Annotated in this window: 23 protein-coding genes; 16 read left to right on the top strand and 7 right to left on the bottom strand. The window is 65.9% G+C overall.

The annotated features are described in order from the left end of the window. Nucleotides 1-18: 18 nt before the first annotated feature. Both AC1DWU_RS15010 and cbiB read left to right on the top strand, forming a co-directional pair. On the top strand, nt 19-1,470 hold the full coding sequence (locus tag AC1DWU_RS15010) for a cobyric acid synthase (protein ID WP_477150800.1): 1,452 nt from the start codon (nt 19-21) through the stop codon (nt 1,468-1,470). Then, a complete protein-coding gene (gene cbiB, locus AC1DWU_RS15005; RefSeq protein WP_477150799.1) occupies nt 1,470-2,423 on the top strand; it encodes an adenosylcobinamide-phosphate synthase CbiB in 954 nt (317 codons plus the stop codon). Before AC1DWU_RS15010 ends, cbiB begins: the two co-directional genes overlap by 1 nt. Here cbiB and cobU read toward each other — a convergent pair. Further along, nucleotides 2,420-2,977 carry a bifunctional adenosylcobinamide kinase/adenosylcobinamide-phosphate guanylyltransferase gene (cobU, locus tag AC1DWU_RS15000; protein ID WP_477150798.1) on the bottom strand — a complete coding sequence of 186 codons (558 nt, stop codon included), beginning with the start codon at nt 2,975-2,977 and terminating at the stop codon, nt 2,420-2,422. The genes cbiB and cobU overlap by 4 nt on opposite strands. A 231-nt stretch (nt 2,978-3,208) precedes the next feature. On the opposite strand from cobU, the gene AC1DWU_RS14995 reads away from it, so the two are divergent. Genes AC1DWU_RS14995 through edd form a run of 4 tightly spaced genes read left to right on the top strand, consistent with a single transcriptional unit; the run spans nt 3,209 to nt 8,194 of the window. Continuing rightward, nucleotides 3,209-4,135, top strand: coding sequence for a glucosamine kinase nucleotide-binding domain-containing protein (locus AC1DWU_RS14995; protein ID WP_477150797.1), 927 nt, complete (start codon nt 3,209-3,211; stop codon nt 4,133-4,135). A 36-nt stretch (nt 4,136-4,171) separates the two neighbouring features. Beyond that, complete coding sequence (zwf, locus tag AC1DWU_RS14990) at nt 4,172-5,653, top strand: glucose-6-phosphate dehydrogenase (protein WP_477150796.1); 1,482 nt, start codon at nt 4,172-4,174, stop codon at nt 5,651-5,653. Beyond that, nucleotides 5,650-6,348 (top strand): 6-phosphogluconolactonase, encoded by a 699-nt coding sequence (pgl, locus tag AC1DWU_RS14985; RefSeq protein WP_477150795.1) that lies wholly within the window; start codon nt 5,650-5,652, stop codon nt 6,346-6,348. Before zwf ends, pgl begins: the two co-directional genes overlap by 4 nt. Nucleotides 6,349-6,379: 31 nt before the next feature. Continuing rightward, entirely contained in the window at nt 6,380-8,194 is a 1,815-nt protein-coding gene (gene edd, locus AC1DWU_RS14980) for a phosphogluconate dehydratase (RefSeq protein WP_477150794.1), read from the top strand. Here the strand turns inward: edd and AC1DWU_RS14975 are convergent. Further along, nucleotides 8,191-8,685: a hypothetical protein gene (locus AC1DWU_RS14975; RefSeq protein WP_477150793.1), complete on the bottom strand. Its 495-nt coding sequence runs from the start codon at nt 8,683-8,685 to the stop codon at nt 8,191-8,193. The two genes, edd and AC1DWU_RS14975, sit on opposite strands and share 4 nt — an antisense overlap. A gap of 219 nt (nt 8,686-8,904) precedes the next feature. Here AC1DWU_RS14975 and AC1DWU_RS14970 point away from each other — a divergent pair, with 219 nt between their 5' ends. Beyond that, nucleotides 8,905-9,489, top strand: coding sequence for a hypothetical protein (locus AC1DWU_RS14970; RefSeq protein WP_477150792.1), 585 nt, complete (start codon nt 8,905-8,907; stop codon nt 9,487-9,489). A 120-nt stretch (nt 9,490-9,609) separates the two neighbouring features. Here the strand turns inward: AC1DWU_RS14970 and AC1DWU_RS14965 are convergent, their stop codons facing one another. The 3 genes from AC1DWU_RS14965 to AC1DWU_RS14955 are packed head-to-tail and all read right to left on the bottom strand — an operon-like array spanning nt 9,610 to nt 13,317. After that, nucleotides 9,610-11,160 carry a hypothetical protein gene (locus AC1DWU_RS14965; protein WP_477150791.1) on the bottom strand — a complete coding sequence of 517 codons (1,551 nt, stop codon included), beginning with the start codon at nt 11,158-11,160 and terminating at the stop codon, nt 9,610-9,612. Nucleotides 11,161-11,164: 4 nt separating this feature from the next. Further along, nucleotides 11,165-12,106 carry a DUF6384 family protein gene (locus AC1DWU_RS14960; RefSeq protein WP_477150790.1) on the bottom strand — a complete coding sequence of 314 codons (942 nt, stop codon included), beginning with the start codon at nt 12,104-12,106 and terminating at the stop codon, nt 11,165-11,167. A gap of 26 nt (nt 12,107-12,132) precedes the next feature. Further along, nucleotides 12,133-13,317 carry a cell surface protein gene (locus AC1DWU_RS14955; protein WP_477150789.1) on the bottom strand — a complete coding sequence of 395 codons (1,185 nt, stop codon included), beginning with the start codon at nt 13,315-13,317 and terminating at the stop codon, nt 12,133-12,135. A gap of 234 nt (nt 13,318-13,551) precedes the next feature. Between AC1DWU_RS14955 and AC1DWU_RS14950 the strand changes: the two genes are divergently transcribed. From AC1DWU_RS14950 to AC1DWU_RS14915, 8 genes are all read left to right on the top strand, one after another. Further along, nucleotides 13,552-14,013: a CoxG family protein gene (locus AC1DWU_RS14950; protein ID WP_477150788.1), complete on the top strand. Its 462-nt coding sequence runs from the start codon at nt 13,552-13,554 to the stop codon at nt 14,011-14,013. Between the two features lie 332 nt (nt 14,014-14,345). Further along, on the top strand, nt 14,346-15,356 hold the full coding sequence (locus AC1DWU_RS14945; protein WP_477150787.1) for a BMP family lipoprotein: 1,011 nt from the start codon (nt 14,346-14,348) through the stop codon (nt 15,354-15,356). Between the two features lie 24 nt (nt 15,357-15,380). Continuing rightward, entirely contained in the window at nt 15,381-17,030 is a 1,650-nt protein-coding gene (locus AC1DWU_RS14940; RefSeq protein WP_477150786.1) for an ABC transporter ATP-binding protein, read from the top strand. After that, on the top strand, nt 17,027-18,160 hold the full coding sequence (locus tag AC1DWU_RS14935) for an ABC transporter permease (protein ID WP_477150785.1): 1,134 nt from the start codon (nt 17,027-17,029) through the stop codon (nt 18,158-18,160). The genes AC1DWU_RS14940 and AC1DWU_RS14935 overlap by 4 nt, the downstream gene beginning before the upstream one ends. A 1-nt stretch (nt 18,161) precedes the next feature. Then, complete coding sequence (locus AC1DWU_RS14930) at nt 18,162-19,127, top strand: ABC transporter permease (protein ID WP_477150784.1); 966 nt, start codon at nt 18,162-18,164, stop codon at nt 19,125-19,127. 1 nt (nt 19,128) lies between these two features. Next, nucleotides 19,129-19,533 (top strand): cytidine deaminase, encoded by a 405-nt coding sequence (locus AC1DWU_RS14925; RefSeq protein ID WP_477150783.1) that lies wholly within the window; start codon nt 19,129-19,131, stop codon nt 19,531-19,533. Nucleotides 19,534-19,589: 56 nt separating this feature from the next. Next, entirely contained in the window at nt 19,590-20,624 is a 1,035-nt protein-coding gene (deoC, locus tag AC1DWU_RS14920) for a deoxyribose-phosphate aldolase (RefSeq protein WP_477150782.1), read from the top strand. Between the two features lie 99 nt (nt 20,625-20,723). Further along, entirely contained in the window at nt 20,724-23,099 is a 2,376-nt protein-coding gene (locus tag AC1DWU_RS14915) for an aldehyde dehydrogenase family protein (protein WP_477150781.1), read from the top strand. 59 nt (nt 23,100-23,158) lie between these two features. On the opposite strand, the gene AC1DWU_RS14910 is transcribed toward AC1DWU_RS14915, so the two are convergent. Beyond that, on the bottom strand, nt 23,159-23,554 hold the full coding sequence (locus AC1DWU_RS14910) for an SRPBCC family protein (protein WP_477150780.1): 396 nt from the start codon (nt 23,552-23,554) through the stop codon (nt 23,159-23,161). Between the two features lie 89 nt (nt 23,555-23,643). Further along, nucleotides 23,644-24,075 carry a VOC family protein gene (locus AC1DWU_RS14905; protein WP_477150779.1) on the bottom strand — a complete coding sequence of 144 codons (432 nt, stop codon included), beginning with the start codon at nt 24,073-24,075 and terminating at the stop codon, nt 23,644-23,646. 75 nt (nt 24,076-24,150) lie between these two features. On the opposite strand from AC1DWU_RS14905, the gene AC1DWU_RS14900 reads away from it, so the two are divergent. Further along, nucleotides 24,151-24,981, top strand: a complete 831-nt coding sequence (locus AC1DWU_RS14900; RefSeq protein WP_477150778.1) for a helix-turn-helix domain-containing protein — start codon at nt 24,151-24,153, stop codon at nt 24,979-24,981. Nucleotides 24,982-25,020: the final 39 nt, after the last annotated feature.

The following is a 25,020-nucleotide window of genomic DNA, read 5'->3' as shown; positions in this document are numbered from 1 at the left end:
ACGGGCTAGAACGGCGGCATGGCGAAATCCCTCATGTTCATGGGCACCGGGTCCGATGTCGGCAAGTCGCTGCTGGTCGCAGGGCTTTGTCGCGCCTACACAAACCGCGGGTTGCGCGTGGCGCCGTTCAAGCCGCAGAACATGTCGAACAACGCCGCCGTCACCACCGATGGCGGCGAGATTGGTCGCGCTCAGGCGCTGCAGGCTCGGGCTGCCCGTCGGGATCCGGTGACCGCTATGAACCCCGTTCTGCTGAAGCCGGAGCATGAAACTGGGTCACAGCTTATCGTGCGTGGGCAGCGTGTTGGATCATACAAGGCACGGGATTATTGGTCGAAAAGACATGAACTTCTGCCAGCTGTGCTCGCCGCGCACCACGAACTCGCCGCCACTGCCGACCTGATCCTGGTCGAAGGCGCCGGCAGTGCCTCCGAGGTCAATCTTCGGCCAGGTGACATCGCCAATTTCGGTTTCGCCCGCGCCGCCGACAAGCCGGTGGTGCTGATCGGCGACATCCAGCGTGGCGGCGTCATCGCCGCCCTGGTCGGCACCTTCGCGGTGATCGATCGGGCAGATGCCGCGCTGATCGCCGCGACGCTGGTCAACAAATTCCAGGGCGATCCAGAATTGTTTGACGGTGGCAAGCAATTCATTGCCGATCGCACCGATGTGCCCTGTCTCGGGCCGATCCCGTTCTTCGCCGACGCGCGAAAACTCCCGGCCGAAGATGCACTCGCGCTCGAGGAACAGCAGACGCCGGGGCAGGGTGCCTACCGCATCGTCGTGCCCCGCCTGCCGCGCATCGCCAACTTCGATGACCTCGATCCACTCCGCCTCGAGCCCGGCGTCAGCCTCGAAATCATCGAGCCCGACCGTCCGCTGCCCTATGCCGACCTGATCATCATCCCCGGTTCGAAGGCCACCCGCAGCGATCTCGCCGCGCTCCGCGAATATGGCTGGGACATCGATATCCTCGCCCATCATCGCGCCGGCGCTCGCGTGCTTGGCCTCTGTGGCGGCTTCCAGATGCTGGGCCACACCGTGTTCGATCCGGAAGGCATCGAAGGCACCATCGGTACCTCGGCCGGCCTGAACCTCCTCGATATCGACACCGTCCTCGGCCCCACCAAGGAACTCCGCGTCGAGCAAGCCACCTCGGCTCTGACCGGCGATCCGCTCGTCGGCTACCACATGCACATGGGCGTCACCCGCGGCCGCGGCCTCGAAGCCCCCTTTGCCCGCATCGGTGATGCCGCCGATGGAGCGGTCAGCGCCGATGGCACGGTGATGGGTACCTACCTCCACGGCCTCTTCGCCGCCGATGCCTTCCGCCGCAACTTCCTCGGCCCCGCCGCAACCGCCACGTCGAGCCTCGCCTACGAGGCCACCATCGACACCACCCTCGATGCCCTCGCCGCGCACCTCGAACGCCATCTCGATCTCGACGCCCTGCTGAGGCTCGCCCGCTGATGCAGGCGCTCCTCGCCCCTCTCGCGCTGCTGATCGAGCGCCTCGCCGGCTACCCCAACAGCCTCGTCGCCCGCATTGGCCACCCGGTGATCTGGATCGGCAAGCTGATCTCGCTGCTCGATCTCCGCCTCAACCGCGACGCCAACCGCCGCGGCAAGGGCGTCCTCGCACTCATCATCCTGCTGGCGGTCAGCGGCATCCTCGCCGGCCTCGTCAGCTGGCTCTGCCGCCTCATCCCCTTCGGCTTCATCCTCGAAGCCATCCTCGCTTCGACCTTCCTCGCCCAAAAAGCTCTCGGCGACGCCGTGCGCACCGTCGCCACCGCGCTCCGCCGCAGCCTCCCCGAAGGCCGCACCGCCGTCAGCCACATTGTCGGCCGCGATCCGCAATCCCTCGATGAGGCCGGCGTCGCCCGCGCCGCCATCGAGTCGCTCGCCGAATCCACTTCCGATGCTGTCGTCGCCCCGCTGTTCTGGCTGCTGCTGCTCGGCCTCCCCGGCATCGCCCTCTACAAGGCCGTGAACACCGCCGACTCGATGATCGGCCACAAGACCGAGCGCCACCTCGAGTTCGGCTGGGCCAGCGCCCGCTTCGATGATCTGCTGAACCTGATCCCGGCCCGCCTCACCGCCCTTCTGATCGCCGGCGCCGCCTTCTTCGTCAAAGGCGCCCACCCGGAGGTCGCCTGGTCGACGGCGCTGCGTGACGCCAGAAAGCACGAAAGCCCTAACGCCGGCTGGCCGGAAGCCGCCATGGCCGGCGCCCTCGGTTTCCGCCTCGGCGGCCCGCGTAGCTACGACGGCGAAGTGGTCGACCTGCCAAGCTTCGGCGAGGGCCGGGCGGAGCTGAACGCTGATGATATCGATCGCGGCCTCAAGCTTTACGCGATGACTCTAAACCTGACGCTGGTCGTGACGATGCTGATCGCCCTGGTGCTCTGGCGCCTCAGCTAAGCCTCGTACCCCCGCCGCGCCATCACTTCCGCCTGCGGTGCCACTCCCTTCAGCACCATCGGCAACCCGGCCACCACGAAATACGCATCGTCGCAGATCTCGGCCAATCGCTGGTGCGCCGAACCCGCGAGATCCCTGAACATCCGTGCCATCGCGTTGTCCGGCACGATCCCCAGCCCCACCTCGTTCGACACGAGGATCACCCGGGCACTCGTCGTCGCCGCCAGTGTCGCCAGCAACTCGTCCACTGCCGCCGCCACGTTCTCGTTGGCGACGATCAGGTTGGTGATCCACAGCGTCAGGCAATCGACGAGGATCACGTCGTGCACCTTGGCCGCGCTGGCGATGGCAGCACTGAGCCGCAACGGCTCCTCGATCGTTGCAAACGCCTGCGCCCGCTGCTGCTGATGGCTCTGCACCCGGTCGCGCATCTCTGCGTCCAGCGCTTCGGCCGTAGCGAGATAGGCCGGCCGCTCTCCCGCTCGCATCGCCAGCCGTTCGGCAAATCCGGTCTTGCCCGAGCGCGCCCCGCCCAGCACCAGCACATGACCCATTTCTTGCCTCCTTGCCCTTCGCGCCGCATGAAGGAATGCGCGTTTCCGACGCTTCGATCCATCAGCGCCGGACTTTTGTCCGCATGCGAGCCATGCGGCAAGCGGCCTTTCCAGTCGCGCTCCCATGCTTATTCTACTTTCGTCTGAAAACCTTTGGCATTAAGGTCCGCGCCGGACTCGGGGGGCTCCTGGGTCGGCAAGCCAACAATCGTGGCAGGGAGTGCGCGTTCGGTGCCTAGGTACTATCTCGGGGTGGATGGTGGTGGCACCAACTGCCGTATCCGCCTCGCCAACGAGAATCTCGAGACCCTCGCCGATGCCGCCGGTGGTCGTTCGAACCTGCAGATCGAGGCCGGCGAGCCGGCTTTCCGCTCCATTACCGAGGGCACCAAAGAGGTGTTCAAGAAGGCCGGCGTCGATATCGCCGAAGCCGCCAACACCTATGCCTGCTTCGGCATGGCGGGCGGGCGCCTGCCGTCCGCGCGCGAGGCCTTCGAGCAGCGCCCGTGGCCCTTCGCCAACGTCAAGGTTTACGACGACATCGATATCGCCCGTGCCGGCGCCCATGGCGGCGCCGATGGCGCGGTGATCATTGTCGGCACCGGCTCCGCAGCCATGGCCATCGTCAATGGCCAGCGCCACCAATGCGGCGGCTGGGGCTTCCAGATCGGCGACCAGATGTCGGGCGCCATCCTCGGCCGCGAACTGGTGCGCCGTGCCGTGGAAGCGACCGATGGCCTCGTCTCCGGCTCACCGCTCACCGAAGCCGTGATTGCGAAGCTCGGCGGTAGTATCGACGCGGTGATGGATTGGTCGTTCCCGCAGGATCCGCGCGGCCCGATGCCCGCCGGCGATGGTGCGCCCTCGACGTTGCTCGGCCGCGCCCCGGCCGAATTCGGGGCATTGATCCCGATGTTTTTCGACTACTATGAGCAGGGCGACCCGGTGGCCAAGGAGCTGATGGAGCTCGAGCTGAGCTACATCGACACCTATGTCCGCTGGTTCAAGGCGCGCGGCGTCACCCGGATGGCCGCCGTCGGTGGCTTCGGTACCCGGCTTTATCCGCTGATGATCGAGCGCCACGGCGATTTCATCGTCCGCCCCGTCGACGAGCCGCTTCACGGCGCCGTCATCCTTGCCAAGCAGAACTTCGCCTGAGTTGCCATGAACTATCTCGATAGGAGCCTGAAGAGCGTGTCCAGCCGTATCATCCCGGTCCAGCCCTTCGATTATGTGGTGTTCGGCGCAACGGGCGACCTCACCAAGCGCAAGCTCATCCCGGCGCTCTACCATCGCTTCAAGGATGGCCAGTTCGACGAACACAGCCGCATAATCGGCGTGTCGCGCACCAAGCTGACCGATGCCGAGTTCCAGAAGCTCGCCCGCGAGTCCATCGAAGCCTTCGTCGAGAAGGACTACCAGGACAAGAAGACCATCGATCGCTTCATCGGTGCCTTCTCCTACGTCCCCAACGACGTCACCGACGAGGCCCACTGGGGCGATCTGTCGAAGAACCTGCGCGATGACCCGAAGGTCGTCCGTGCCTTCTACCTCGCCATCGCGCCAGACTTGTTCGGGCCGACCTGCGAGTACATCCTCAAGAAGGGCTATTACCGCCGCGACGCTCGCGTGGTGATCGAAAAGCCCCTCGGCCACGACCTCGACTCGTCGATCGAGATCAACGACGAAGTGTCCAAGATCTTCAAGGAAGATCAGGTCTACCGGATCGACCACTACCTCGGCAAAGAGACGGTGCAGAACCTCTTGGCGCTGCGCTTCGCCAACATCCTGTTCGAGCCGATCTGGAACTCCGCCCACATCGACCACGTGCAGATCACCGTCGCCGAGTCGGTTGGCGCCGGCACCCGCGGCTACTACGACGAGTCCGGCGCGCTGCGTGACATGGTGCAGAACCACATCATCCAGCTGCTCTGCCTGGTCGCCATGGAGCCCCCGGCCTCCGACGCCGCCAACGCGCTGCGCGACGAAAAGCTGAAGGTGCTGCGCTCGCTGAAGCCGGTTGCCGGCGCCGATGTCGGCCGCGTCACCGTGCGCGGCCAGTATCGCGGCGGCAGCGTCGACGGGTCCGCCGTCGCCAGCTACCAGGACGAACTGCCCGAGGACAAGAAGGGCTCGCGCACCGAGACCTTCGTCGCCATCAAGGCCGAGATCGAGAACTGGCGCTGGTCCGGCGTGCCGTTCTACATCCGCACCGGCAAGCGGCTGGTGTCGCGCGCTTCCGAGATCGTCATCCAGTTCCGCAACATCCCGCACTCGATGTTCGATCACGCCCAGGGCGCGCCCAAGCCCAACCGGCTGGTCATCCGCATCCAGCCCGATGAAGGCGTAAAACTGTTCCTGATGATCAAGGATCCGGGCCCGGGCGGCATGCGCCTGCGCGAGGTGCCGCTCAACCTGAGCTTCGCCGAAGCCTTCCAGGAGCGCACGCCCGAGGCCTACGAGCGCCTGCTGCTCGACGTCATCCGCGGCTCGCAGACGCTGTTCATGCGCCGCGACGAGCTCGAGGCGGCCTGGCAGTGGATCGATCCGATCCGCAACGGCTGGGACCTCGCAAGCGACGCGCCGCAGACCTATACTGCCGGCACATGGGGCCCCACCGGCGCCATCGCGCTGATCGAGCGCGACGGCCGCACCTGGCATGAGGAAGGCCATTGAACGCGACCCGGCGCAGCTTCGGCACCAAGGAAGACCTGGCGCTGGCGCTCGCCGAAACCGTCGCTGAGCACCTGAACGACGGCATCGAGGCGCGCGGCCAGGCCGTGCTCGCCGTCTCCGGCGGCTCGACCCCGGCGCGGTTCTTCTCGGTGCTCGGGCGGCGGAAGGACATCGACTGGTCGAGGGTCACCGTCACCCTGGTCGATGAACGCTGGGTGGACGAGACCAGCAACCGCTCCAACGCGCTCTTGGTCAACGAGAAGCTGCTGCAGGGGCCGGCCGCGTCGGCGCATTTCGTGCCGCTCTATTCGGGCGGCGACGAGCCGGACGGCCCGGCCATCGCCCGCACCAACATCGCCATCAACGCCCTGCCGACGCCGTTCGACGCGGTGATCCTCGGCATGGGCAATGACGGCCACACTGCATCGTTCTTTCCCGGCGGCGACAACCTCGCTGCGGCGCTGACCGGCGAGGGGCCGGCCCTCGCCATCCGGGCGCCTGGGGCAGGGGAGCCCCGGGTGACGCTGGTCCTGAAGCGCCTTCTCGACGCGTCGGGGCTCTATCTGCACATCGAGGGGGAGGAAAAGCTGGCGACGCTGGAGCAGGCTGCGGCGGAAGGTCCCGTTGAGGACATGCCGATCAGGTCTATTCTCCGGCAGAGCCAGACACCGCTGACTATCTTCTGGAGCCCCTAGGAACCGCTAGGGCTCCCCCAAGGAGCATGAGATGTCCGTCGTCAAGATCGTCCAGGAAGTCACCGACCGCATCGCGGCCCGGAGTGCCGGCTCACGCCGCGAATATCTCGAGCGCATCGACGCCGCGCGCGGCCAGGGCGTCAACCGCTCGGTGCTCGCGTGCGGCAACCTCGCCCACGGCTTCGCCGCCTGCTCGCCGTCGGACAAGGCAAAGCTCGCCGGGTCGAAGGCGCTGAACCTCGGCATCGTCACATCCTACAACGACATGCTGAGCGCCCATCAGCCCTACGCGACCTATCCCGACATCATCAAGGACGCAGCCCGTTCGATCGGCCAGACCGCGCAGGTCGCCGGCGGCGTCCCCGCCATGTGCGACGGCGTCACCCAGGGCCAGGCGGGCATGGACCTCAGCCTGTTCAGCCGCGACGTCATCGCCATGTCGACCGCCATCGCGCTCAGCCACAACATGTTCGATGCAGCCGTCTATCTCGGCATCTGCGACAAGATCGTCCCCGGCCTGATGATCGGCGCGCTGACCTTTGGGCACCTCCCCGCCGTGTTCGTCCCCGCCGGCCCGATGCCCACCGGCATTTCCAACGACGAGAAGGCCAAGGTCCGCCAGCTTTATGCCGAGGGCAAGGTCGGCCGCGCCGAGCTGCTCGAGTCGGAGGCCAAGTCCTACCACTCGCCCGGCACCTGCACCTTCTACGGCACCGCCAACTCCAACCAGATGCTGATGGAGATCATGGGCCTGCATTTGCCGGGCGCCAGCTTCGTCAATCCCAACACTCCGTTGCGCGATGCGCTGACCCGCGAAGCCACCAAGCGCGCCCTGTCGCTCACCGCTGAGGGCAACGACTACACCCCGATCGGCCACGTCGTCGACGAGAAGGCCATCGTCAACGGCCTCGTCGGGCTGCTTGCGACAGGTGGTTCCACCAACCACACCATGCACCTCGTCGCCATCGCCGCCGCGGCCGGCCTCAAGGTGACCTGGGAGGATATGTCGGAGCTTTCCGGCGCCGTCCCGCTACTCGCCCGCGTCTATCCCAACGGCATCGCCGACGTGAACCACTTCCACGCCGCCGGCGGCATGGGCTTCCTCATCCGCGAACTGCTCGAAGCCGGGTACCTGCACGAAGACGTCAAGACCGTCTGGGGCCAGGGCCTCTCGGGCTACACCGTCGAAGCCAAGCTGATCGAGGACAAGCTCGCCTTCGAGCCCTCGCCGGCCGTCTCCGGCGACCCCAAGGTGCTCGCCCCGGTCAAGGACGCCTTCTCCGCCAATGGCGGCCTCAAGGTGCTGTCCGGCAACCTCGGCAAGTCGGTGATCAAGGTCTCGGCTGTGAAGCCCGAGAACCGCGTCATCGAGGCCAAGGCCCGCGTCTTCCACACCCAGGAGGGCATGCAGGCCGCCTTCAAGAACGGCGAGCTCAACGGCGACGTCATCGCCGTGGTTCGGTTCCAGGGCCCCAAGTCCGTCGGCATGCCCGAGCTCCACAAGCTCACCCCGCAGCTCGGCATCCTGCAGGACCGCGGCCATAAGGTTGCGCTGGTCACCGACGGCCGCATGTCGGGCGCCTCGGGCAAGATTCCTGCCGCCATCCACATGACCCCCGAAGCCAGCGACGGCGGTGCCATCGCCAAGATCCGCGACGGCGACCTGATCCGCCTCGACGCCAACGAAGGCACGTTGACCTTCATCGGCGACGAACGCGAATTCCTCTCCCGCACCCCCGCGACCGAGGATCTCCGCCGCGAGCACTATGGCATGGGGCGCGAACTTTTCGCCGGCTTCCGCGCCCTGGTGGGCACGGCGGATCGCGGCGCGAGCGTCTTCGGCTAGTTCGGCCGCTTGCCGGCGCGCGCCTCGGAAACCTTGATCCCCACGGGCTCGACATGTGTCGGGTCCCAGCCGATCTTGACGTTGGCATCCCAGTCGGCGTTCTCGATAGCCTGTTCCAGTCCTCCGAGCAGATGCTGGGGCACGCCCCAGCGGACGCCGGTCGCTACGCCGGCCGCCCGCGCCGCCGCTGCCAGCTGCAGCAGGTAGGATTTGCGCGAGTTGAGCGGGTTGTCGTCATCGAGCAGGTCCACCGCCAGCGCCTCGGGCGTCCCGTCCTTGCCGGTGACATTGTGGAACCCGTATTTCAGCTTCGAGTGGCCCGCGTTGAACGCCTTGAGCTGATCCTCCTGCGAACGCCACGCGTCCTGGATGCGCGGCCTGAGCCCTGCTGCCTCCAGCGTCTCGATCACCCGCCGCAGTCGAGCCGCGAATGCTGGATAAAGCTGCTTGAGCCGCTCGACGTTACGCGCCCGACGCTTGCTGTCTTCCATGAACCTGTCCCTTCCCCTGTTCGAGGGGAGGATAGGACTGGCTGAAACTGCGGGGATTAGTCGGCGCCCTTAAGTACCATCACGCACGAAGCGGCCCCTCCGGCCGGAAGAATGGGGGAGCCATGATGCAGGGCGGGAACCCGTCTCCGCCATTCCCCCAAGCCCGGGAATCTCGTACCCATCGGTCGACGCTCCTTCACTGGGGCAGGGGAGGGGAACTTGATCCGCCGGACCACCCGCATCGCCGTCATCCTGGCCGCCACCGCGCTCGCCGCCTGCTCCTCCATCCCCATCGGCACCGCCAGCAAGCTCCGCGGCCTCGACTATCTCAATGACGACGTCGGCAGCCTACTCCTCGCCTTCGATCTGCCCCCGGCCCTCGAGCCGGTCCCGGACGGCTCCACGCTCAGCTTCGACATCACCACCCCGGCCAGCGGCGAGCGCCACATTAAGGCGACCCTGGTCGCCGCCGACGCCGCCGAACTCGCCGGCACGCTGCCGCCCCCCAGCGGCGAGCGCAACTACTACCTGTTCGGCTTTTCTGACCCCGACAAGCAGGCGATCCGCGAAGCCCAGGCCTGGGCAAAAACCCTGCCACAGGGCAACAACGCCCTCTCCGTTTCGCTGTCGCCAAAGTTCTGCCGAACCGAAGCGATCGATCCCGCCAAGACCACCGTCTCCGCCCTCATCGCCCTCCCAGGCGTCACCGGCCTCGCCCCGCTCCTCAGCAACCAGCCCCTGTCCACGGTTCTCACCGGCGCCCCTATCAAGGACATCCCAGCCTGCGCCGGTCACTCGGGGTAGGGCAAACGGCAGCAGGTGATCGCTATGCTGGTTGTGCGTGTCGGTCAGCACGAGATGTGAAACCCAGGGCGCGCGACAAAGCGCTCGCCATCTGGCCACGAGCGGACGTCTCCAGCCCGCCTAAAACCCGCCGCCAGTCTTGAATCCGCCGGTCGTCCGGTTGCCGCTGGAGCCCGTGCGCGGCCGCGAGAACCCGCCGCCGCCGCCGCTCGAGCCACCGCCGCCAAACCCGCCGCCGCCCGTTGGCAGGCGGCCCCAGCCTCCGCCGAACCCGCCATCCCGGCGTCCGCCCGAAGGCCCGCCGCCAAAGCTCGAATCCGGCCACTGGAAGCCGCCGCTATTGCCGCCCCACGGCGAGTCCTGCTGCTGTTGCCGTGGCTCGACGCCGCCCGTCCAGTTCTGGCTCCGCCGCCACTGGCCCCAGTAGTCTGCGGCAGTAATGCCGCCGCGCAGGAAATCGTTGAGCAGGTCCCCGACCAGCTTGTCCTCGCGGAAGGTCGAGCGTGGGTTGTCGAAATTCTGCTTCTTGAACTCGTACTGGATGTCCTCGAGCTCGCGCCGCCGCGCCGCCAGCGTCTTCAGCCGGCTCTTCTGCTCGCGGCTGTCGCCGTCTTCCTCGCTGGCGCGCTGCCGGGTCTCGTCGATCTGCTTGACGATCGTGTCGTCCTGCCCGGTCTCGGTGGCGCGCGCCTCCGCCAGCAGCGTCTTGATATCCTCCCGGCCCAGCGCCTCCGCCAGCCCGCTCACTGCCGAGCTGAACGCCGGGTCGCTCCCCTGCGCCAGTTCGCGCTGCTGGCGCGCCTGTTCGTCGCGCTTGTCCTCGGCCGCCACCATCTCCTGGTCGATGGCCGCGATCCGCGCTTGCGCCTTCTCCAGCAGCTCACGCGTCGGCTTGCCGCCGGCCGCATCCACCGCCGCCTTCTCGAGCCGGGTGACCTCGTCCACTGCCGCCTGCGCTATCTGCTGCTGCCGCTCGGCATGCTCTCGCAGCCGCAGCGGGATTTCGTTCAGCATGGCGAAGTTCACCCGCGCCTCGGGGAACCCGACGAGCCGCGCGATCAGGCTGTCGAAATACTGGATGAGGTTGTTTTCGCGATAGTTCTTGGTGCCGAAGCCGCGTTCCCACAGGTACATGAACAGCGGGTCGTCGCGATACGGTCGCCCCTTCTGCTCCCGATCGGCTTCCGCCTGCTGCGTCTTGCGGATGCTCTCGCCGGCGACCTGCGCCAGCTGCTCGGCCGCCTTGCGCTTCTCGGCGTATTCAGGGTTCTTCACTGCCTCGACCGACACCTTGTCGGCCAGCACCTTCAGCTCGCCCTGCGCCTTCTCGGCCGCCGCGGCCTGCTCGGCGCGTTCCTTGGCCAGCGCCGCAATCTGCGCATCGAGCCCCTTGAGCTCGCCCTCCGCCGCATCGAGGTCGGCGCCGTGCTTGCTCAGCAATTCACGCGCCTTCAGCTCGGCCTGGCTCAGCCGCCCGGTCAGCGCCGCCTGCACCGACGGGTCGAGCCGCACCTCGGCCAGCTGCCTGAGCAGTTCGCTCTCGGTTTCCTTGAACTTGGTGACGAGTTCGGCCGAGCGCGCCAGGCGCTTGGCGATCTCATCCTCCTCGCGGCGGATGTCGCGCAGCGCCTCGTCCAGCGAACGCAGGGCCTCGGGTCCGGAAAGGCTCATGGCGCTACCACCGCGTTACTGCCCCGCCCAGAACCGGCATCACGTAATCCGGCTCCAAGAACCCATACTCCTTCAACCCCAGCACGTTGCGCTGCAGGATGCCGTCATCCTTCTTGTCGCTCTCCACCGCGCGATAGGTGCTCTCCGGCACCCGCACGCCCCAGATTGCGACATTCTCGGTCTGGCCGTTCTCCTCGTTGGTGATCGGCAGCGTCAGCGGCTTGCCGTCATCGTCGATCGCCTCGACCACGACATAATAGTTGGTCGCCGCCGTGTTGATCTCGGGGAAGGTCCAGAACCCGGTCTTCTGGTCGGGCCGGTTGACGATCTTGAGCTGGTATTCCTGCCGGATTTGGTCGCGCAGCCCGGTGAGCGAGGCGATCGCCTGCTCGGCGCCGGTCCGGTTGCCCTCGGCCGCCGCGGTCTTGCCGCGGGCGCGCATCTCCTCGGCTTCGCCGACCGCCTGCTGCACCTTGGTCTCGTCGAAGATCGTCTGGTACAGCGCATCCATCTCAGCCGGCAGCTTCTCGCTGAGCTCGATCCGCGCGCCCTCGATCTGCGCCTGCTGGTAGGGCTTGTAGGCGAAGAAATAGCCGCCAAGCCCGATCACCAGGATCAGCGTGATGGCCAGCGCCGCCGGCCCCCATTTCTTCCGCCCGACATAGAGCTTGGCGAGGCTCACCCCGAGGCTCGGCTTGGGCGGCGTGTAGACGAAGCGGCTCTCGTCGAGCGCTTTCACCCCCTCGGCGAGCACCGCGTCGGTCACCTCGATGCCCTGCTGGTGATAGATCTCGCGCAGCTTCTCGATCAGTTGCTTCTCGCGGGCATCGCCCGCGAGTTCGCGCTCGACGAGGTCCTGTCGGTGACGGAGCGTGTCGACCACGTCCATCGCCAGCATCACTTCGTCGAGCGGGGCCTTCTCGGCGGTCGCCGTAGTCGTGCTCATCTGCTGCGAGCCTGCGGTTCCCCGGCCTAGTTCTTGGTTTCGAGCAACAGCGCGTTGCCGTCGGCCGCGAGTTGCGCCAAGCGGCGTTTGCCGTCTTCCACGGCATCGCGGATTTCGGCCGAATTCTTGGTCGCCTGGTCGCGCATCTCGTTGATGATGACCCGCGATTTCTCCTGGAACGTCACCACCGAGTCGACCAGCTTCTTGACCGCATCGGCGCGGATCGTCGGGCCGTAGCCGGCCTTCACCGCCGCCTCGCCAACCCGGTCGCCGATCTCCGAGAGCGTCTCGAGGCTCTTGGACATGCCTTCCTTCATGGCGTTCAGCGTCTCGGTCGATTCATGCAAGCCGAACAGGCCAGTGAACGAGGCCGACAGCGCCGTGAACACCGTCTCGTTGGTAGAAAAGAACGAAATCGCCTGCTGGTACACCCGCTCCTTGGCCTGCGTCGTCTGCATCAGCCGTGCCATCACCACTTCCGACGTCGAGTAGGAGATGGTGAGGTTGTCCGAAAGGTCCTTGGCGATCTGGTAGCGGCGCTCCTCGTTCTGCAGGTCGCGCAGCTTCTCGTCGCGGTCCATTTCGAGCTTCGCCCGGTCCGCCGGCGTGCCGGTGGTGAACGCTGCGAGTGCATCGCTCGAGGCGCTCAGCGTAGCTTTCCTCTCGTCGAGCTTCTTGGTGGCGATATCGAGCAGTTCGAGCGCCATCACTTCGGCCTGCTTCAACGCGCCGCGGAAATCGCGATACGCCTCGAGAATGGTGTGCTCGCGGTCGACCTGGTTCTTGGTCTCCTTGGAGACGTCGAGATAGGTGTCGCGGATCTTGTCGAAGCGCGTCGCGATATCGCCGCGGCTGACCTTCATCCAGACGTTGGAAACCCGCTCCATCAGGTCGAGCTTGCCGTCGTCGAGCTGGTCCACCAGCCCCTTGGCGTCGTCGCGGATGGAGTTGAAGCCGTTGGTGATGTCCTCGTAGCGCTCGCCGACATTCATCGCCGCCACCTGGCTGCGCACCACCTCGTTGAAGGCGCTCGCCTGCGTCAGCGTGCGGCCGATGAGGATGACCTTGTTCTCGTCGAGGTCGGTAATCTCGTTCAACAGCCCGGTGATCGGCTGTTCGGCGGACTGCTCAGGCCAAATGCCGAGCTGCTTGATCGCCCCCATCGCCTTGTCGAGATACTGCAGGGGCTTTTCCATCACTTCAGTGGCCATTTGGATGCGTTCCCTCTATCGGTCACCTTGAGGTGACATGATTCACGTTCCCGGCGTCAGTTGCCAATGTTGCTTATATCGGCACCGCCTATTTTGCGCGATATGGTGCTTAAAAGCCTCACGAAAAGGGCCTTGCACCAAGATTGCGGCAACCGTTGCAGTGGTGCCGCGGTTGTGGCTTCAGGCATCGCGCACTAGCTAAGTATTACAGCATCGGCACGAGGGAATGACGGCATGGAATTCGGCGGCAAGTACCTCGTTTCGGCGCCACGGCAGGCCGTCTGGAAGGCGCTGAACGACACCCAGGTGCTGAAGGCCACTATCCCCGGCTGCCGCCGCATCGACTGGACCGGCGAGACCACGCTGGAGCTCGAGATCGAGGTCAATCTCGGCCTCATGCAGCCCGTCTTTTCTGGCGACCTGGAACTCCGCGACATCATCCCGGCCGAACGCTACACCCTCGCCGGCAAGGGCCGCGGCGGCCTCCTCGGCAAGGCCGAAGCCGCCGCCGACATCGTCCTCACCGACGCCGGCCACGACACCCAGCTGGTCTTTGTCGCCAATGGCGGCGCCGACGGCGGCATCATGAAGTTCGGCAAGGCCCTCATCGGCTCCTCCGCCCAAAAAGTCATCGACGGCTTCTTCGAACGGTTTGGCGAGGCGATGGGGGTAGAGGTAAAGCCGATCACCGCGTGATGCTCCCCTGAGCTCCCCACCCACCGGCGTCATCCCCGCGAAGGCGGGGACCCGGTGCGGTCTTTCAACTTCCGGTGGCGTTGCAGCATCCCACTAGGTTCCCGCCTTCGCGAGGATGACGTCGGTGGGATGCTATTGGACCAACACAGAGCCGCACAGCCGCCGTCGCGCCCGCGCGTAAACCCTCGCATCACGAATTTTGCCCACTTGGTCAAAATCTGCACAGCCCCCTCTTGCAGAGCGTCGGTTTGCAGGATTGTATTCCTTCCCAACGCGCCGGGCTGTCAGGGCGGCATGTGCCGTTGCCGGACGCGACACAGGGAGACTGATCCATGAACTTTTTTTCGAAGCGCATCAGTGCGCTCGCCGCGGGCGTGGCGATGTCGGTTCTCGCAGCCGGTGCTGCCCTTGCCGATCCGGCGATCATCTACGATCTGGGTGGTAAGTTCGACAAATCCTTCAACGAAGCGGCCTTCAACGGCGCCGAAGCCTGGAAGAAGGAAACCGGTGGTTCTTACGTCGATCTCGAGCTGAAGGACGACGCGCAGCGCGAGCAGGCTCTCCGCCGCTTCGCTTCGCAGGGTGCCAACCCGATCGTCATGGCCGGCTTCTCGTGGGGCACCGCGCTCGGCACCGTCGCCGCTGAATTCCCCGATACCAACTTCGTCGTGATCGATGCCGTCGTCGATGCGCCGAACGTGCAGTCGATCATCTTCGACGAGCACACCGGCTCGTTCCTCGTCGGCGCCATCGCAGCGCTGAAGTCGACCACCGGCACCGTGGGCTTCGTGGGCGGCATGGACGTGCCGATCATCCACAAGTTCTACTGCGGCTATGCCCAGGGCGCCAAGGCCGCGAAGGCCGACGTCAAGCTGATCGAAAACTACACCGGCACTACCCCGGCTGCCTGGAACGACCCGGTCACCGCCGGTGAGCTCACCAAGGCCCAGTTCGATGCTGGCGCCGACGTGGTGTTCGCGGCAGCCGGCGGCTCGGGCCTCGGCGTGCTGCAGGCCGCTGCCGACGCGGGCAAGCTCTCGATCGGCGTCGACAGCAACCAGAACTACCTGCACCCCGGTTCGGTCCTGACCTCGATGCTGAAGCGCGTCGACGTCGCCGTCACCACCGCGATGAAGGAAGCCGGCGACGACGCTACCTTCAAGCCCGGCATCACCGTCATGGGCCTCGCCCAGAACGGCGTCGGCTATGCGCTCGACGATAACAACAAGGCGCTGATCACCGACGACATCAAGACCAAGGTCGACGACTTCTCGGCCAAGATCCAGTCGGGCGAGATCAAGGTGCACGACTACACCACTGACTCGACCTGCCCGGGCGTCTGACCCTTGGTCGAACCTGGCACCCCCATGGGTGATCAATCAGCGCAGCGGCCCGAAAGGGCCGTTGCGTCTTCGGCCGCCTCCGATTTCGCCATCGAGCTGATCAAGATCAACAAGCGGTTCGGGCCGGTCCACGCCAACAAGGACATCGACCTGTCGATCCGCCGCGGCTCGGTCCACGGCATCGTCGGCGAGAACGGCGCCGGCAAGTCGACCCTGATGTCGATCCTCTACGGCTTCTACCACGCTGATAGCGGCGAGATCCGCGTCAACGGCACCCCCCACGCCATCACCGACAGCCGCCACGCTTTGGCGCTCGGCATCGGCATGGTCCACCAGCACTTCATGCTGGTCGACAATTTCTCCATCCTCGAAAACGTCGTGCTCGGCGCCGAGGACAATGCGCTGCTCGGCCCCAGCCTCGAGCGCGCCAGGAAGGAACTGACCCGCCTCGCCAAGGAGTACCGCCTCGACGTCAATCCCGATGCGATCATCGAGGACGTTTCGGTGGGCACCCAGCAGCGCGTCGAAATCCTGAAGGCCCTCTATCGCGGCGCCGACGTGCTGATCCTCGATGAGCCTACAGGCGTCCTCACCCCGTCAGAGGCCGACGACCTGTTCCGCGTGCTGCGCGAACTGCGCGACCAGGGCAAGACCATCATCCTGATCACGCACAAGCTGCGCGAGATCATGGCCATCACCGACTATGTCTCGGTCATGCGCCAGGGCGCCATCGTCGAGACCCTCAAGACCTCCGACACCAATCCCGAGCAACTCGCCGAACTGATGGTCGGCCGCCGCGTGCTGTTGCGCGTCGAAAAGGGCCCTGCCAATCCGGGCGAAGTGCTGCTCGGCGTCGAGCACCTCGTGGTCAAGGACGACCTCGGGGTCACCCGCGTCAAGGATGTGAGCTTCACCGTCCGCGCCGGCGAGATTGTTGGCATCGCCGGCGTCGCCGGCAATGGCCAGTCCGAATTGCTCGAGTCGGTCTCCGGCATGCGCGACCAGACCGCCGGCATCGTGCGCCTCAAGGGCACGCCGCTGTCGCTCGAGGGCGACGACGGTGCGCACCGCGCGCGCCAGGCCGGCCTTGCCCACGTGCCGGAAGACCGGCAGCGCATGGGCCTGATCACTGCCTTCGAGGAATGGGAGAACGCCATCCTCGGCTACCAGGACGACAAGGCCTACGGCAAAGGCTTCATCCTCGACCTCGATGCCGCCCGCGCCCAATCGCGCGAGCGCATCAAGAAGTTCGATATCCGCCCGGCCAACGAGCGGCTGAAGACCGCCAACTTCTCCGGCGGCAACCAGCAGAAGATCGTCCTCGCCCGCGAGATGGAGCGTAACCCCGACGTGCTGATCGTCGGCCAGCCGACCCGCGGCGTCGACATCGGCGCAATCGAGTTCATCCACAACCAGATCATCAAGATGCGCGATGCCGGCAAGGCGATCCTCCTCGTCTCGGTCGAACTCGACGAGATCCGCTCGCTATCCGACCGCATCCTCGTGATGTTCGACGGCCACATTGTGGGCGAAGCTGACCCGGCCACCGCCACCGAACGCGAACTCGGCCTGATGATGGCCGGCATCGGCGACAAGCAGGCGGCCGCCCCCCAGGCGCGCGCAGCGGCCGACGATTCGACTCCGCGCGCAGCGGGCGAGGGATCGACTTCATGAGCGCGGTTCTGAAACCCTTGCCCCGCTGGGCCGATATCCTCCTGCTGCCGGTGATCAACCTGGCGCTGGCCTTCATCGTCTCCGGGATAGTCGTGTTTGCCATCGGCCAGAATCCGCTGGCGGCGCTAGAGGCCATCGTCAACGGTGCCTTCGGCAACGGCTACAATTTCGGCTATACGCTCTACTACTCGACCAACTTCATCTTCACCGGCCTTGCCGTGGCGGTCGCCGCCCATGCCGGCCTGTTTAACATCGGCGGTAACGGCCAGGCCTATATCGCCGGCCTCGGCGTTATCGTCGTGGCGCTCGCCATGCAGGCGCTGCCTTGGTGGCTGACCTTCCCGGCCGCCATCCTCGCAGGCGGCGCCGTCGGCGGCCTCTGGGCCTTCATTCCAGGCTACCTGCAGGCCAAGCGCGGCAGCCACGTCGTCATCACCACCATCATGTTCAACTTCATCGCCTCGGCGATCATGGTCTACATGGTGGTCAACGTGCTGAAGCCCGCCGGCATCATGGCGCCGGAATCGGCGATGATCGCCGTCGAAGGGCGCATGCCGAAGTTCGGCACGTTCATCCCGTGGTTCAAGAATACCGACGTCAACTTCACCCTGGTGCTGGCCGTTCTCTGCCTCATCGGTGTCTACGTGCTGATCTGGCACACACGCTTCGGCTTCGCCATGCGCGCCCTTGGCTACAACCCCACCGCCTCGACCTACGCCGGCATCTCCAACTCGCGCATCATCATGATCGTCATGACGCTGTCGGGCGCGCTCGCCGGCATGGTGGCGGTCAACCAGGTGGTTGGCGTGCAGTACCGGCTCGTGCTCGACTATGTCGCCGATGCCGGTTTCGTCGGCATCGCCGTGGCGCTGATGGGTCGCAATCACCCAGTCGGCATCGCCTTCGCCGCCCTGCTGTTCGGCGCCCTCTACCAGGGTGGCAACGAGTTGCAATACGTCATTCCCGGCCTGTCCAAGGAAATGGTGGTCGTCATCCAGGCCTTGGTGATTCTCTTCACCGGCGCCATGGAGGGCATGTTCCGCCCCGGCCTGCAGCGCGTCTTCGCGCTGTTCACGCCGGCACAGAAGGCCGAGGCGGTGGTGCGCAACACCGTCGGCAAGGAGAGCTGAGATGGATCTCGCACTCGTCCTCTCGACGCTCGACGCCACCATCCGCCTGTCGACGCCGCTGCTGCTCGCCTGTCTTGCCGGGCTCTATTCCGAGCGCGCCGGAATTTTCGATATCGGGCTTGAGGGCAAGATGCTCGCCGCCGCCTTCGGTGCCGCCGCCGTGGCCGCCGTCACCGGCAATGTCTGGCTCGGCCTCCTCGCCGGCCTTGCCGTTTCGCTCACCACCGCCGCCCTTCAGGGTCTCGCGGCCATCACGCTCAAAGGCAACCAGCTCATCGCCGGCGTCGCCATCAATATGCTGGCGGCCGGCCTCACCACCTTCCTCGGCATCCAGTGGTTCGCCCAGGGCGGCCGCACCCCACCGCTTTCGCCCGGCGGCCGTTTCGGCAATATAGATCTGCCCTTCGCAGCCGAACTCGCCAACGTCCCGGTCATCGGCCAGATCTATTCCGAGCTGATCTCGGGCCATAACCTCCTCGTCTACATCGCCTTCCTCGCCGTACCGATCACCTGGTTCGTGCTTTACCGCACCCGTTTCGGCCTGCGCCTCCGCGCCGTCGGCGAAAACCCCAAGGCCGTCGACACCGCCGGTATCTCGGTGGTCCGGCTGCGCTACCAGGCGGTGCTGATCACCGGGCTGCTCTGCGGCTTTGCCGGTGCCTTCTTCTCGATCGCGCAGGGCTCCGGCTTCGGCAACAACATGACTGCCGGCAAGGGCTTCATCGCGCTCGCCGCGCTGATCTTCGCCAAGTGGAAGCCGGTGCCCGCCATGTTCACCTGCCTGCTCTTCGGCTTCCTCGATGCGCTGCAGATACGCCTGCAGAACGCCGAGCTGTTCGGCATCCACATCCCGGTGCAGGCCATCCAGGCGCTGCCCTACGTGCTGACCGTCGTCGTCCTCGCCGGCTTCATCGGCAAGGCGGTCGGTCCCAAGGCCGGCGGCGTCGCCTACACCAAGGAGCGCTAGCATGGCCGTCACCGACGCCGAGCTTTTCGCCGCCGCCGTGGCCATTCGTGCCAAGGCCTACGCGCCGTACTCGAAATTCCAGGTCGGGGTCGCCATCCTTGCTGACGACGGCAAGATCTATTCCGGCTGCAACGTCGAGAACGCCGCTTACCCCATCGGCAATTGTGCCGAGGCCTCCGCCATCGCAGCCATGATCGCCGGCGGTGCGCACCGCATCAAGCGCGTCTACGTCACCGGCCCGGGCGCAACCCCCGTGACCCCCTGCGGTGGCTGCCGTCAGCGCATCCGCGAGTTCGCCGATCAGGATGTCGTCGTCGTCTCGCACGGTATCGACGGCACGCCGCTCGAGCAGACCATCGCCCAACTGCTCCCGCACTCTTTCGGCCCCGAGTTTTTGGGCCGATAATGGCAGTCAGCAAAGTGCCGCAAAGAGGGGCTAACCCGATGCGGCAAGGAGGCCACATGGAACTTCGCGTCGTCGATCAGCCAGCCGGAACGAAGCCTGCCGCGGCCAAGTCGAAAGACCTCACCGTCTCGCCCGCCGGCTCCCATCGCCGCAATCCCGGCTTCCCCCTCGATCTCGATTGGGTCGAACGCGTCCGCATGAACCGCTCGGCGCTCGAACGCCGCGCCGCGACGCTTCCCGCTCGCCGCACGGTGAAGAAGGACTGGCAGGCCGCCTGGCTGCTCAAGGCCATCACCCTGATGGACCTGACGACGCTCAATTCCGACGACACGCCCGGCCGCGTCGAGCGCCTCTGCGCCAAGGCCCGCCACCCGGTGCGCCAGGATATCCTCGATGGCTTCGGGGTCAGCGACCTCAACGTCCAGCCCGCCGCCGTCTGCGTCTACCACTCCTTCGTCAAGACCGCCGTCGCGGCGCTCGAAGGCACCAACATCAATGTCGCGGCCGTCTCCACCGCCTTCCCGCACGGCCTCGCCCCGCTCTCCACCCGCCTCGCCGAGATCGAGGCTTCGGTCGCCGATGGCGCCAAGGAGATCGATATCGTCATCGAGCGCGGCATGGTGCTGCGCGGCGACTGGCAGGCGCTCTACGACGAAATCCGCGCCATGCGCAAAGCCTGCGGCGACGCCCACATCAAGACCATCCTCGGCACCGGCGAACTGGCGACGCAGACCAATGTCGCCAAGGCCTCGCTGGTCTGCATGCTGGCCGGCGCCGATTTCATCAAGACCTCGACCGGCAAGGAAAAGGTCAACGCGAACCTCCCGACCTCGCTCAGCATGGTCCGCATGATCCGCTGGTTCCACGAGGAAACCGGCATCGAGATCGGCTACAAGCCCGCCGGCGGCATCGCCACGGCCAAGCTGTCGCTCGACTACATGGCCCTGATGAAGGAAGAGCTCGGCGCCCACTGGCTCCAGCCCCACCTGTTCCGCTTCGGGGCGTCGAGCTTGCTGACCGATATCGAACGCCAGTTAGAACACACGCTCACCGGCCACTATGCCGCGGACTACCGGATGCCGATGGTCTGACGCACCGAGGGTGCGGTTATCCTCCCCCGCGTGGCGGGGGAGGGGGACTAGCGAAGCTGGTGGAGGGGGCGGTCAAACGCTCCGTCGTTGGAGAATGAAATGAACAAAATCGCCGAAATCTTCACCTCCCTCGACTACGGCCCCGCGCCGGAATCCCCGGATGTCGCGCTCGCCTGGCTCTCTGCGCACGACAACAAATTCGGCCATTTCATCAACGGCGCCTGGACCAAGCCCGGCAAGACCTTCGCCAGCGAAAACCCCGCCAACGGCAAGGTCCTGGCGCAAGTCACCGATGGCACCGCCGAGGATGTCAACGCCGCGGTGAAAGCCGCCCGCGCCGCCGCAAAACCCTGGGCCGCCCTCTCGGGCTACCAGCGCGGCAAGTACCTCTACGCCATCGCCCGCCTGATCCAGAAGCACAGCCGCCTCTTCGCCGTGCTCGAAACCATGGACAACGGCAAGCCGATCCGCGAGAGCCGCGACGTCGATATCCCGCTCGTCGCCCGTCATTTCTACCACCATGCTGGCTGGGCCCAGCATCTTGAGCGCGAGTTCCCCGATCACGTCCCCTACGGCGTCTGCGGCCAGATTATCCCGTGGAACTTTCCGCTGCTGATGCTCGCCTGGAAGATCGCCCCGGCGCTCGCTGCCGGTAACACGGTCATCCTCAAGCCCGCCGAGTTCACCTCGCTCACCGCGCTGCTGTTCGCCGAAATCTGCGAGAAGGCCAAGCTCCCCAAGGGCGTCGTCAACATCGTCACCGGCGAGGGCGACACCGGCGCCGCCATCACCAATCACCCGGACATCGACAAGATCGCCTTCACCGGCTCGACCGAAGTCGGCAAGATCATCCGCCGCGCCACCGCCGGCTCCGGCAAGGGCATCTCGCTCGAGCTCGGCGGCAAGTCGCCCTACATCGTCTTCGACGACGCCGACATCGATAGCGCCATCGAAGGCCTGGTCGATGCCATCTGGTTCAACCAGGGCCAGGTCTGCTGCGCCGGCTCGCGCCTGTTGGTGCAGGAGTCGATCGAGGAGCGCTTCATCGAAAAACTGAAGAAGCGCATGTCCACCCTCCGCGTCGGCGACCCGCTCGACAAGGCCGTCGATATCGGCGCGCTGGTCGCCCAGGTGCAGGTCGAACGCGTCCGTGACCTGGTGAAAAGGGGCATCGCCGAAGGCGGCCAACTGTACGAGCCCGATATCGACCTGCCCAAGGGTGGCGGCTGCTTCCTCCGCCCCGCGCTGATCACTAACGTCTCGCCCGCCAACACCGTCGTCGCCGAAGAAATCTTCGGGCCGGTGCTCGTCGCCATGAGCTTCCGCACCCCGGAAGAGGCAGTGGCCTTGGCCAACAACACCAAATACGGCCTCGCCGCCACTATCTGGAGCGAGAACATCAACCTCGCCCTCGATATCGCGCCCAAGCTCAAGGCCGGTGTCGTCTGGATCAACGGCACCAACAATTTCGACGCCGCGGTCGGCTTCGGCGGCTACAAGGAGTCCGGCTTCGGCCGCGAAGGTGGCAAGGAAGGCATGGCGAGCTACCTGAAGCCCGCCTGGGAGAAGGAGCTCAAGCCCTTCGCCGCTCCCAGGGCAGCGCCCGCCAAGGCCGCCAACCCGCTCGACGACAGCGCCGACATCGACCAGACCGCCAAGATGTACATCGGTGGCAAGCAGGCCCGCCCGGATTCCGGCTATTCCCGCCCGGTCCATGGCCCGAACGGCGCGCTCGTCGGCGAAGTCGGCGACGGCAACCGCAAGGACATCCGCAACGCCGTCGAAGCCGCCCGCGCCGCCCTCGGCTGGTCCACCACGGCCGCCCACACCCGCGCCCAGATCCTCTATTTCCTCGCCGAAAACCTCGAATACCGCGCCGACGAATTCGCCGCCCGCATCAAGGCGCAAACCGGCGAAGACGGCACCGCCGAGGTCGAGGCCAGCGTCGAGCGCCTCTTCGCCTTCGCCGGCTGGGCCGACAAGTACGACGGCGCCGTGCACAACCCGCCGCAGCGGATGATCGCCACCGCCATGGTCGAAGCCATCGGCGCCATGGCCATCCTCGCCCCGCCGAGCCGCCCGCTGCTCGGCTCCATCGCGCTGATCGCCCCGGCCCTCGCCATGGGCAACACCGTGGTGCTGGTCCCCTCGGAAAAGTCTCCGCTCTCGGTCACCGACCTCTACCAGGTCATCGAAACCTCGGACGTCCCCTCCGGCGTCATCAACATCGTCACCGGGGAGACGAAGGTGCTGGCCAAGACCCTTTCCGAACACGACGGCATCGACGCCATCTGGTTCGCCGGCGACGCCGAAACCTCCGCCATGGTTGAAAAGGCCAGCGCCGGCAACGTCAAGCAAACCTGGACCAGCCGCGGCCTCTATTACGATCTCGCCGACAAGGCGAAGTTCGAAGGCGACTACTTCCTGAGGCGCGCCACGCAGGTAAAAAACGTCTGGATCCCGTACGGGGCGTAACCCACAACCGTCCCACAGCGCCTCCCCCTGTTGAGGGGGAGGCTGGGGAGGTAGCCGCCTCAAACCTCGAGCATCGACTTGAGCGCCGTAAAGTCCGCTCGGATCCACTCCAGCGCCGATGCCAGTTGCTCGTCATCCATTCCCGGCCGCCGGTAGAACGTGAAGGTCACCAGCGTCCGGTTGCCATCGGCGACAACTCGCATCGGCATCATCACCGGCTCCTCGCCCGCCTTGTAGACGGCGTGGTCGAGGATGCCTTCGCCATTGGGTGGGCTGAACCGCACGATGCGTGGCCCGAACTCGGTTTCACCAGACCATTCGAGCGGCCCGATCTGCTTGAACGACGCCTCCTCCACCGCCGCCCAGCGCGGATAGTTCCGCGGCGCAGCCAGGAACCGATAGACCTCGGTGACCGGCTTCTCGATATACGTCTCGATCGGATGGGGCTCTAGCATGGCGTCTACCACGGCCGCCTAACTGGCCGCATGCTACACCGTAATCCCTTCTGGATGAATGCCGTGTTGACGCCGCCGGCATCGCGGCGTCAGGCCGCGTGCCCGGCCACCGTCTCTACGTAGTGCGGGTTGTACATGATCCCCAGTACGTTGCCGAACGGGTCGACCACCGACGCCGTCACGAACCCGGTCTCGCCGCGCTTGGTGATCGGGTCGTACTCTTTGGCGCCCATCTCCTTCAGCCGCGCGAACGCCGCCTCGATGTCGTCGACATGCCACAGGAGGATCGCGCCGCCCGGTCCCGGCTGCATCGCTGCCGGCGCATAGCGGCGGTCGATGATGCCGAATTCGTCCTCGCTGTCGCCGATCCGGAACTCGACATAGGCCGGAGCCTCGCGGCTCGGCATCTGGAAATAGGCCTCGACGCCGAACAGCTCGGTATACCAATCGCGGGCCGCGGTCATATCGTCGGCAAAGAAGCTGACCGTGGCCATGCCGCGCAGAAAGTGCTTGTTGTTCATCGTCGTAACCTTCCTCGTTGAGTTGATGACCCGACAATGACCGATGCTCCGAGGCCTGTATTTCAGAAACCCGCAGTGCCCAGCGAGCCGCGCCAGCCCGGGGAGCCCGGGCAACCTCCATACGATCCGCGCGGCCGCCTCGATCCGGCGGGCTTCGATCGGCACGTCAAATTCCGCACTGTGCTGCCGCCCCCCGATCTCGCCCGCTTCATCGAGCATTTCTGGATCATCCGCTGGGACAGCGCGCTCGGCCCCTACGATTCCGACGAGGTGATGCACCGGCCCTATGTCGATCTATTCTTCTCGGCGCAGGAATCCGGCATCCAGGGCACCTTTCGCGGCAAGCGCACCTATTCCGCCGCCGGCAGCGGCCGCATCATCGGCGTCCGCTTCCGCCCCGGTGGCTTCCACGCGTTCTGGGCAGGCGAAATGGCCGACCTGCAGGACAAGGTGGTGCCGCTGACCTCGGTCTTCCCCTGGGCCGATGCCAGAGGCGTCGCCACCATCCTCGCCCACGATGACGACAAGGCCGTCGCCGCGCTGCTCGAGCGTATTCGCGCCGCCGCCCCCACCGCAGACGAGGCGCTAGAGGAGATCAATGCCATCATTGCCGCCGTCGAAACCAACGGCACCCTCACCACCGTCGCAGCGGTAGCCGAAGCCTTCGGCCGTAGCGAGCGCTGGCTACAGCAGGCCTTCCGCGACCATCTCGGCATCGGCCTCAAGTGGCTGCTGCAGCGCAAACGCCTGCTGGCCGCCGCAGCCGAGATCCGCGCCAGCGACGAACCCGATTGGGTCGGCATCGCCTACGATCTCGGCTATAGCAGCCAGCAGCATTTCATCACCGATTTCCGCACCGTGCTGGGGGCGACGCCAGTGCAGTACCACAAGGGCCTCACCCGGTAGCGATGTGCCTGTCGTCGCTTGAGTTTCCGGCGGCCAGAG

The organism is Devosia sp. P2_G7, assembly GCF_056403495.1.
This window is presented reverse-complemented; position numbering and strand designations above follow the sequence as displayed.

Excerpts from the sequence above, each read along its gene's own strand:
- cbiB (WP_477150799.1), top strand. The coding sequence starts at position 1,470 with ATGCAGGCGCTCCTCGCCCCTCTCGCGCTGCTGATCGAGCGCCTCGCC.
- cobU (WP_477150798.1), bottom strand. The coding sequence starts at position 2,977 with ATGGGTCATGTGCTGGTGCTGGGCGGGGCGCGCTCGGGCAAGACCGGA.
- edd (WP_477150794.1), top strand. The coding sequence starts at position 6,380 with ATGTCCGTCGTCAAGATCGTCCAGGAAGTCACCGACCGCATCGCGGCC.
- AC1DWU_RS14915 (WP_477150781.1), top strand. The coding sequence starts at position 20,724 with ATGAACAAAATCGCCGAAATCTTCACCTCCCTCGACTACGGCCCCGCG.
- AC1DWU_RS14935 (WP_477150785.1), top strand. The coding sequence starts at position 17,027 with ATGAGCGCGGTTCTGAAACCCTTGCCCCGCTGGGCCGATATCCTCCTG.
- AC1DWU_RS14930 (WP_477150784.1), top strand. The coding sequence starts at position 18,162 with ATGGATCTCGCACTCGTCCTCTCGACGCTCGACGCCACCATCCGCCTG.
- AC1DWU_RS14960 (WP_477150790.1), bottom strand. The coding sequence starts at position 12,106 with ATGAGCACGACTACGGCGACCGCCGAGAAGGCCCCGCTCGACGAAGTG.
- AC1DWU_RS14975 (WP_477150793.1), bottom strand. The coding sequence starts at position 8,685 with ATGGAAGACAGCAAGCGTCGGGCGCGTAACGTCGAGCGGCTCAAGCAG.
- deoC (WP_477150782.1), top strand. The coding sequence starts at position 19,590 with ATGGAACTTCGCGTCGTCGATCAGCCAGCCGGAACGAAGCCTGCCGCG.
- AC1DWU_RS14905 (WP_477150779.1), bottom strand. The coding sequence starts at position 24,075 with ATGAACAACAAGCACTTTCTGCGCGGCATGGCCACGGTCAGCTTCTTT.
- AC1DWU_RS14910 (WP_477150780.1), bottom strand. The coding sequence starts at position 23,554 with ATGCTAGAGCCCCATCCGATCGAGACGTATATCGAGAAGCCGGTCACC.
- AC1DWU_RS14940 (WP_477150786.1), top strand. The coding sequence starts at position 15,381 with ATGGGTGATCAATCAGCGCAGCGGCCCGAAAGGGCCGTTGCGTCTTCG.
- AC1DWU_RS14945 (WP_477150787.1), top strand. The coding sequence starts at position 14,346 with ATGAACTTTTTTTCGAAGCGCATCAGTGCGCTCGCCGCGGGCGTGGCG.
- AC1DWU_RS14950 (WP_477150788.1), top strand. The coding sequence starts at position 13,552 with ATGGAATTCGGCGGCAAGTACCTCGTTTCGGCGCCACGGCAGGCCGTC.
- AC1DWU_RS15010 (WP_477150800.1), top strand. The coding sequence starts at position 19 with ATGGCGAAATCCCTCATGTTCATGGGCACCGGGTCCGATGTCGGCAAG.
- AC1DWU_RS14965 (WP_477150791.1), bottom strand. The coding sequence starts at position 11,160 with ATGAGCCTTTCCGGACCCGAGGCCCTGCGTTCGCTGGACGAGGCGCTG.
- AC1DWU_RS14925 (WP_477150783.1), top strand. The coding sequence starts at position 19,129 with ATGGCCGTCACCGACGCCGAGCTTTTCGCCGCCGCCGTGGCCATTCGT.
- AC1DWU_RS14955 (WP_477150789.1), bottom strand. The coding sequence starts at position 13,317 with ATGGCCACTGAAGTGATGGAAAAGCCCCTGCAGTATCTCGACAAGGCG.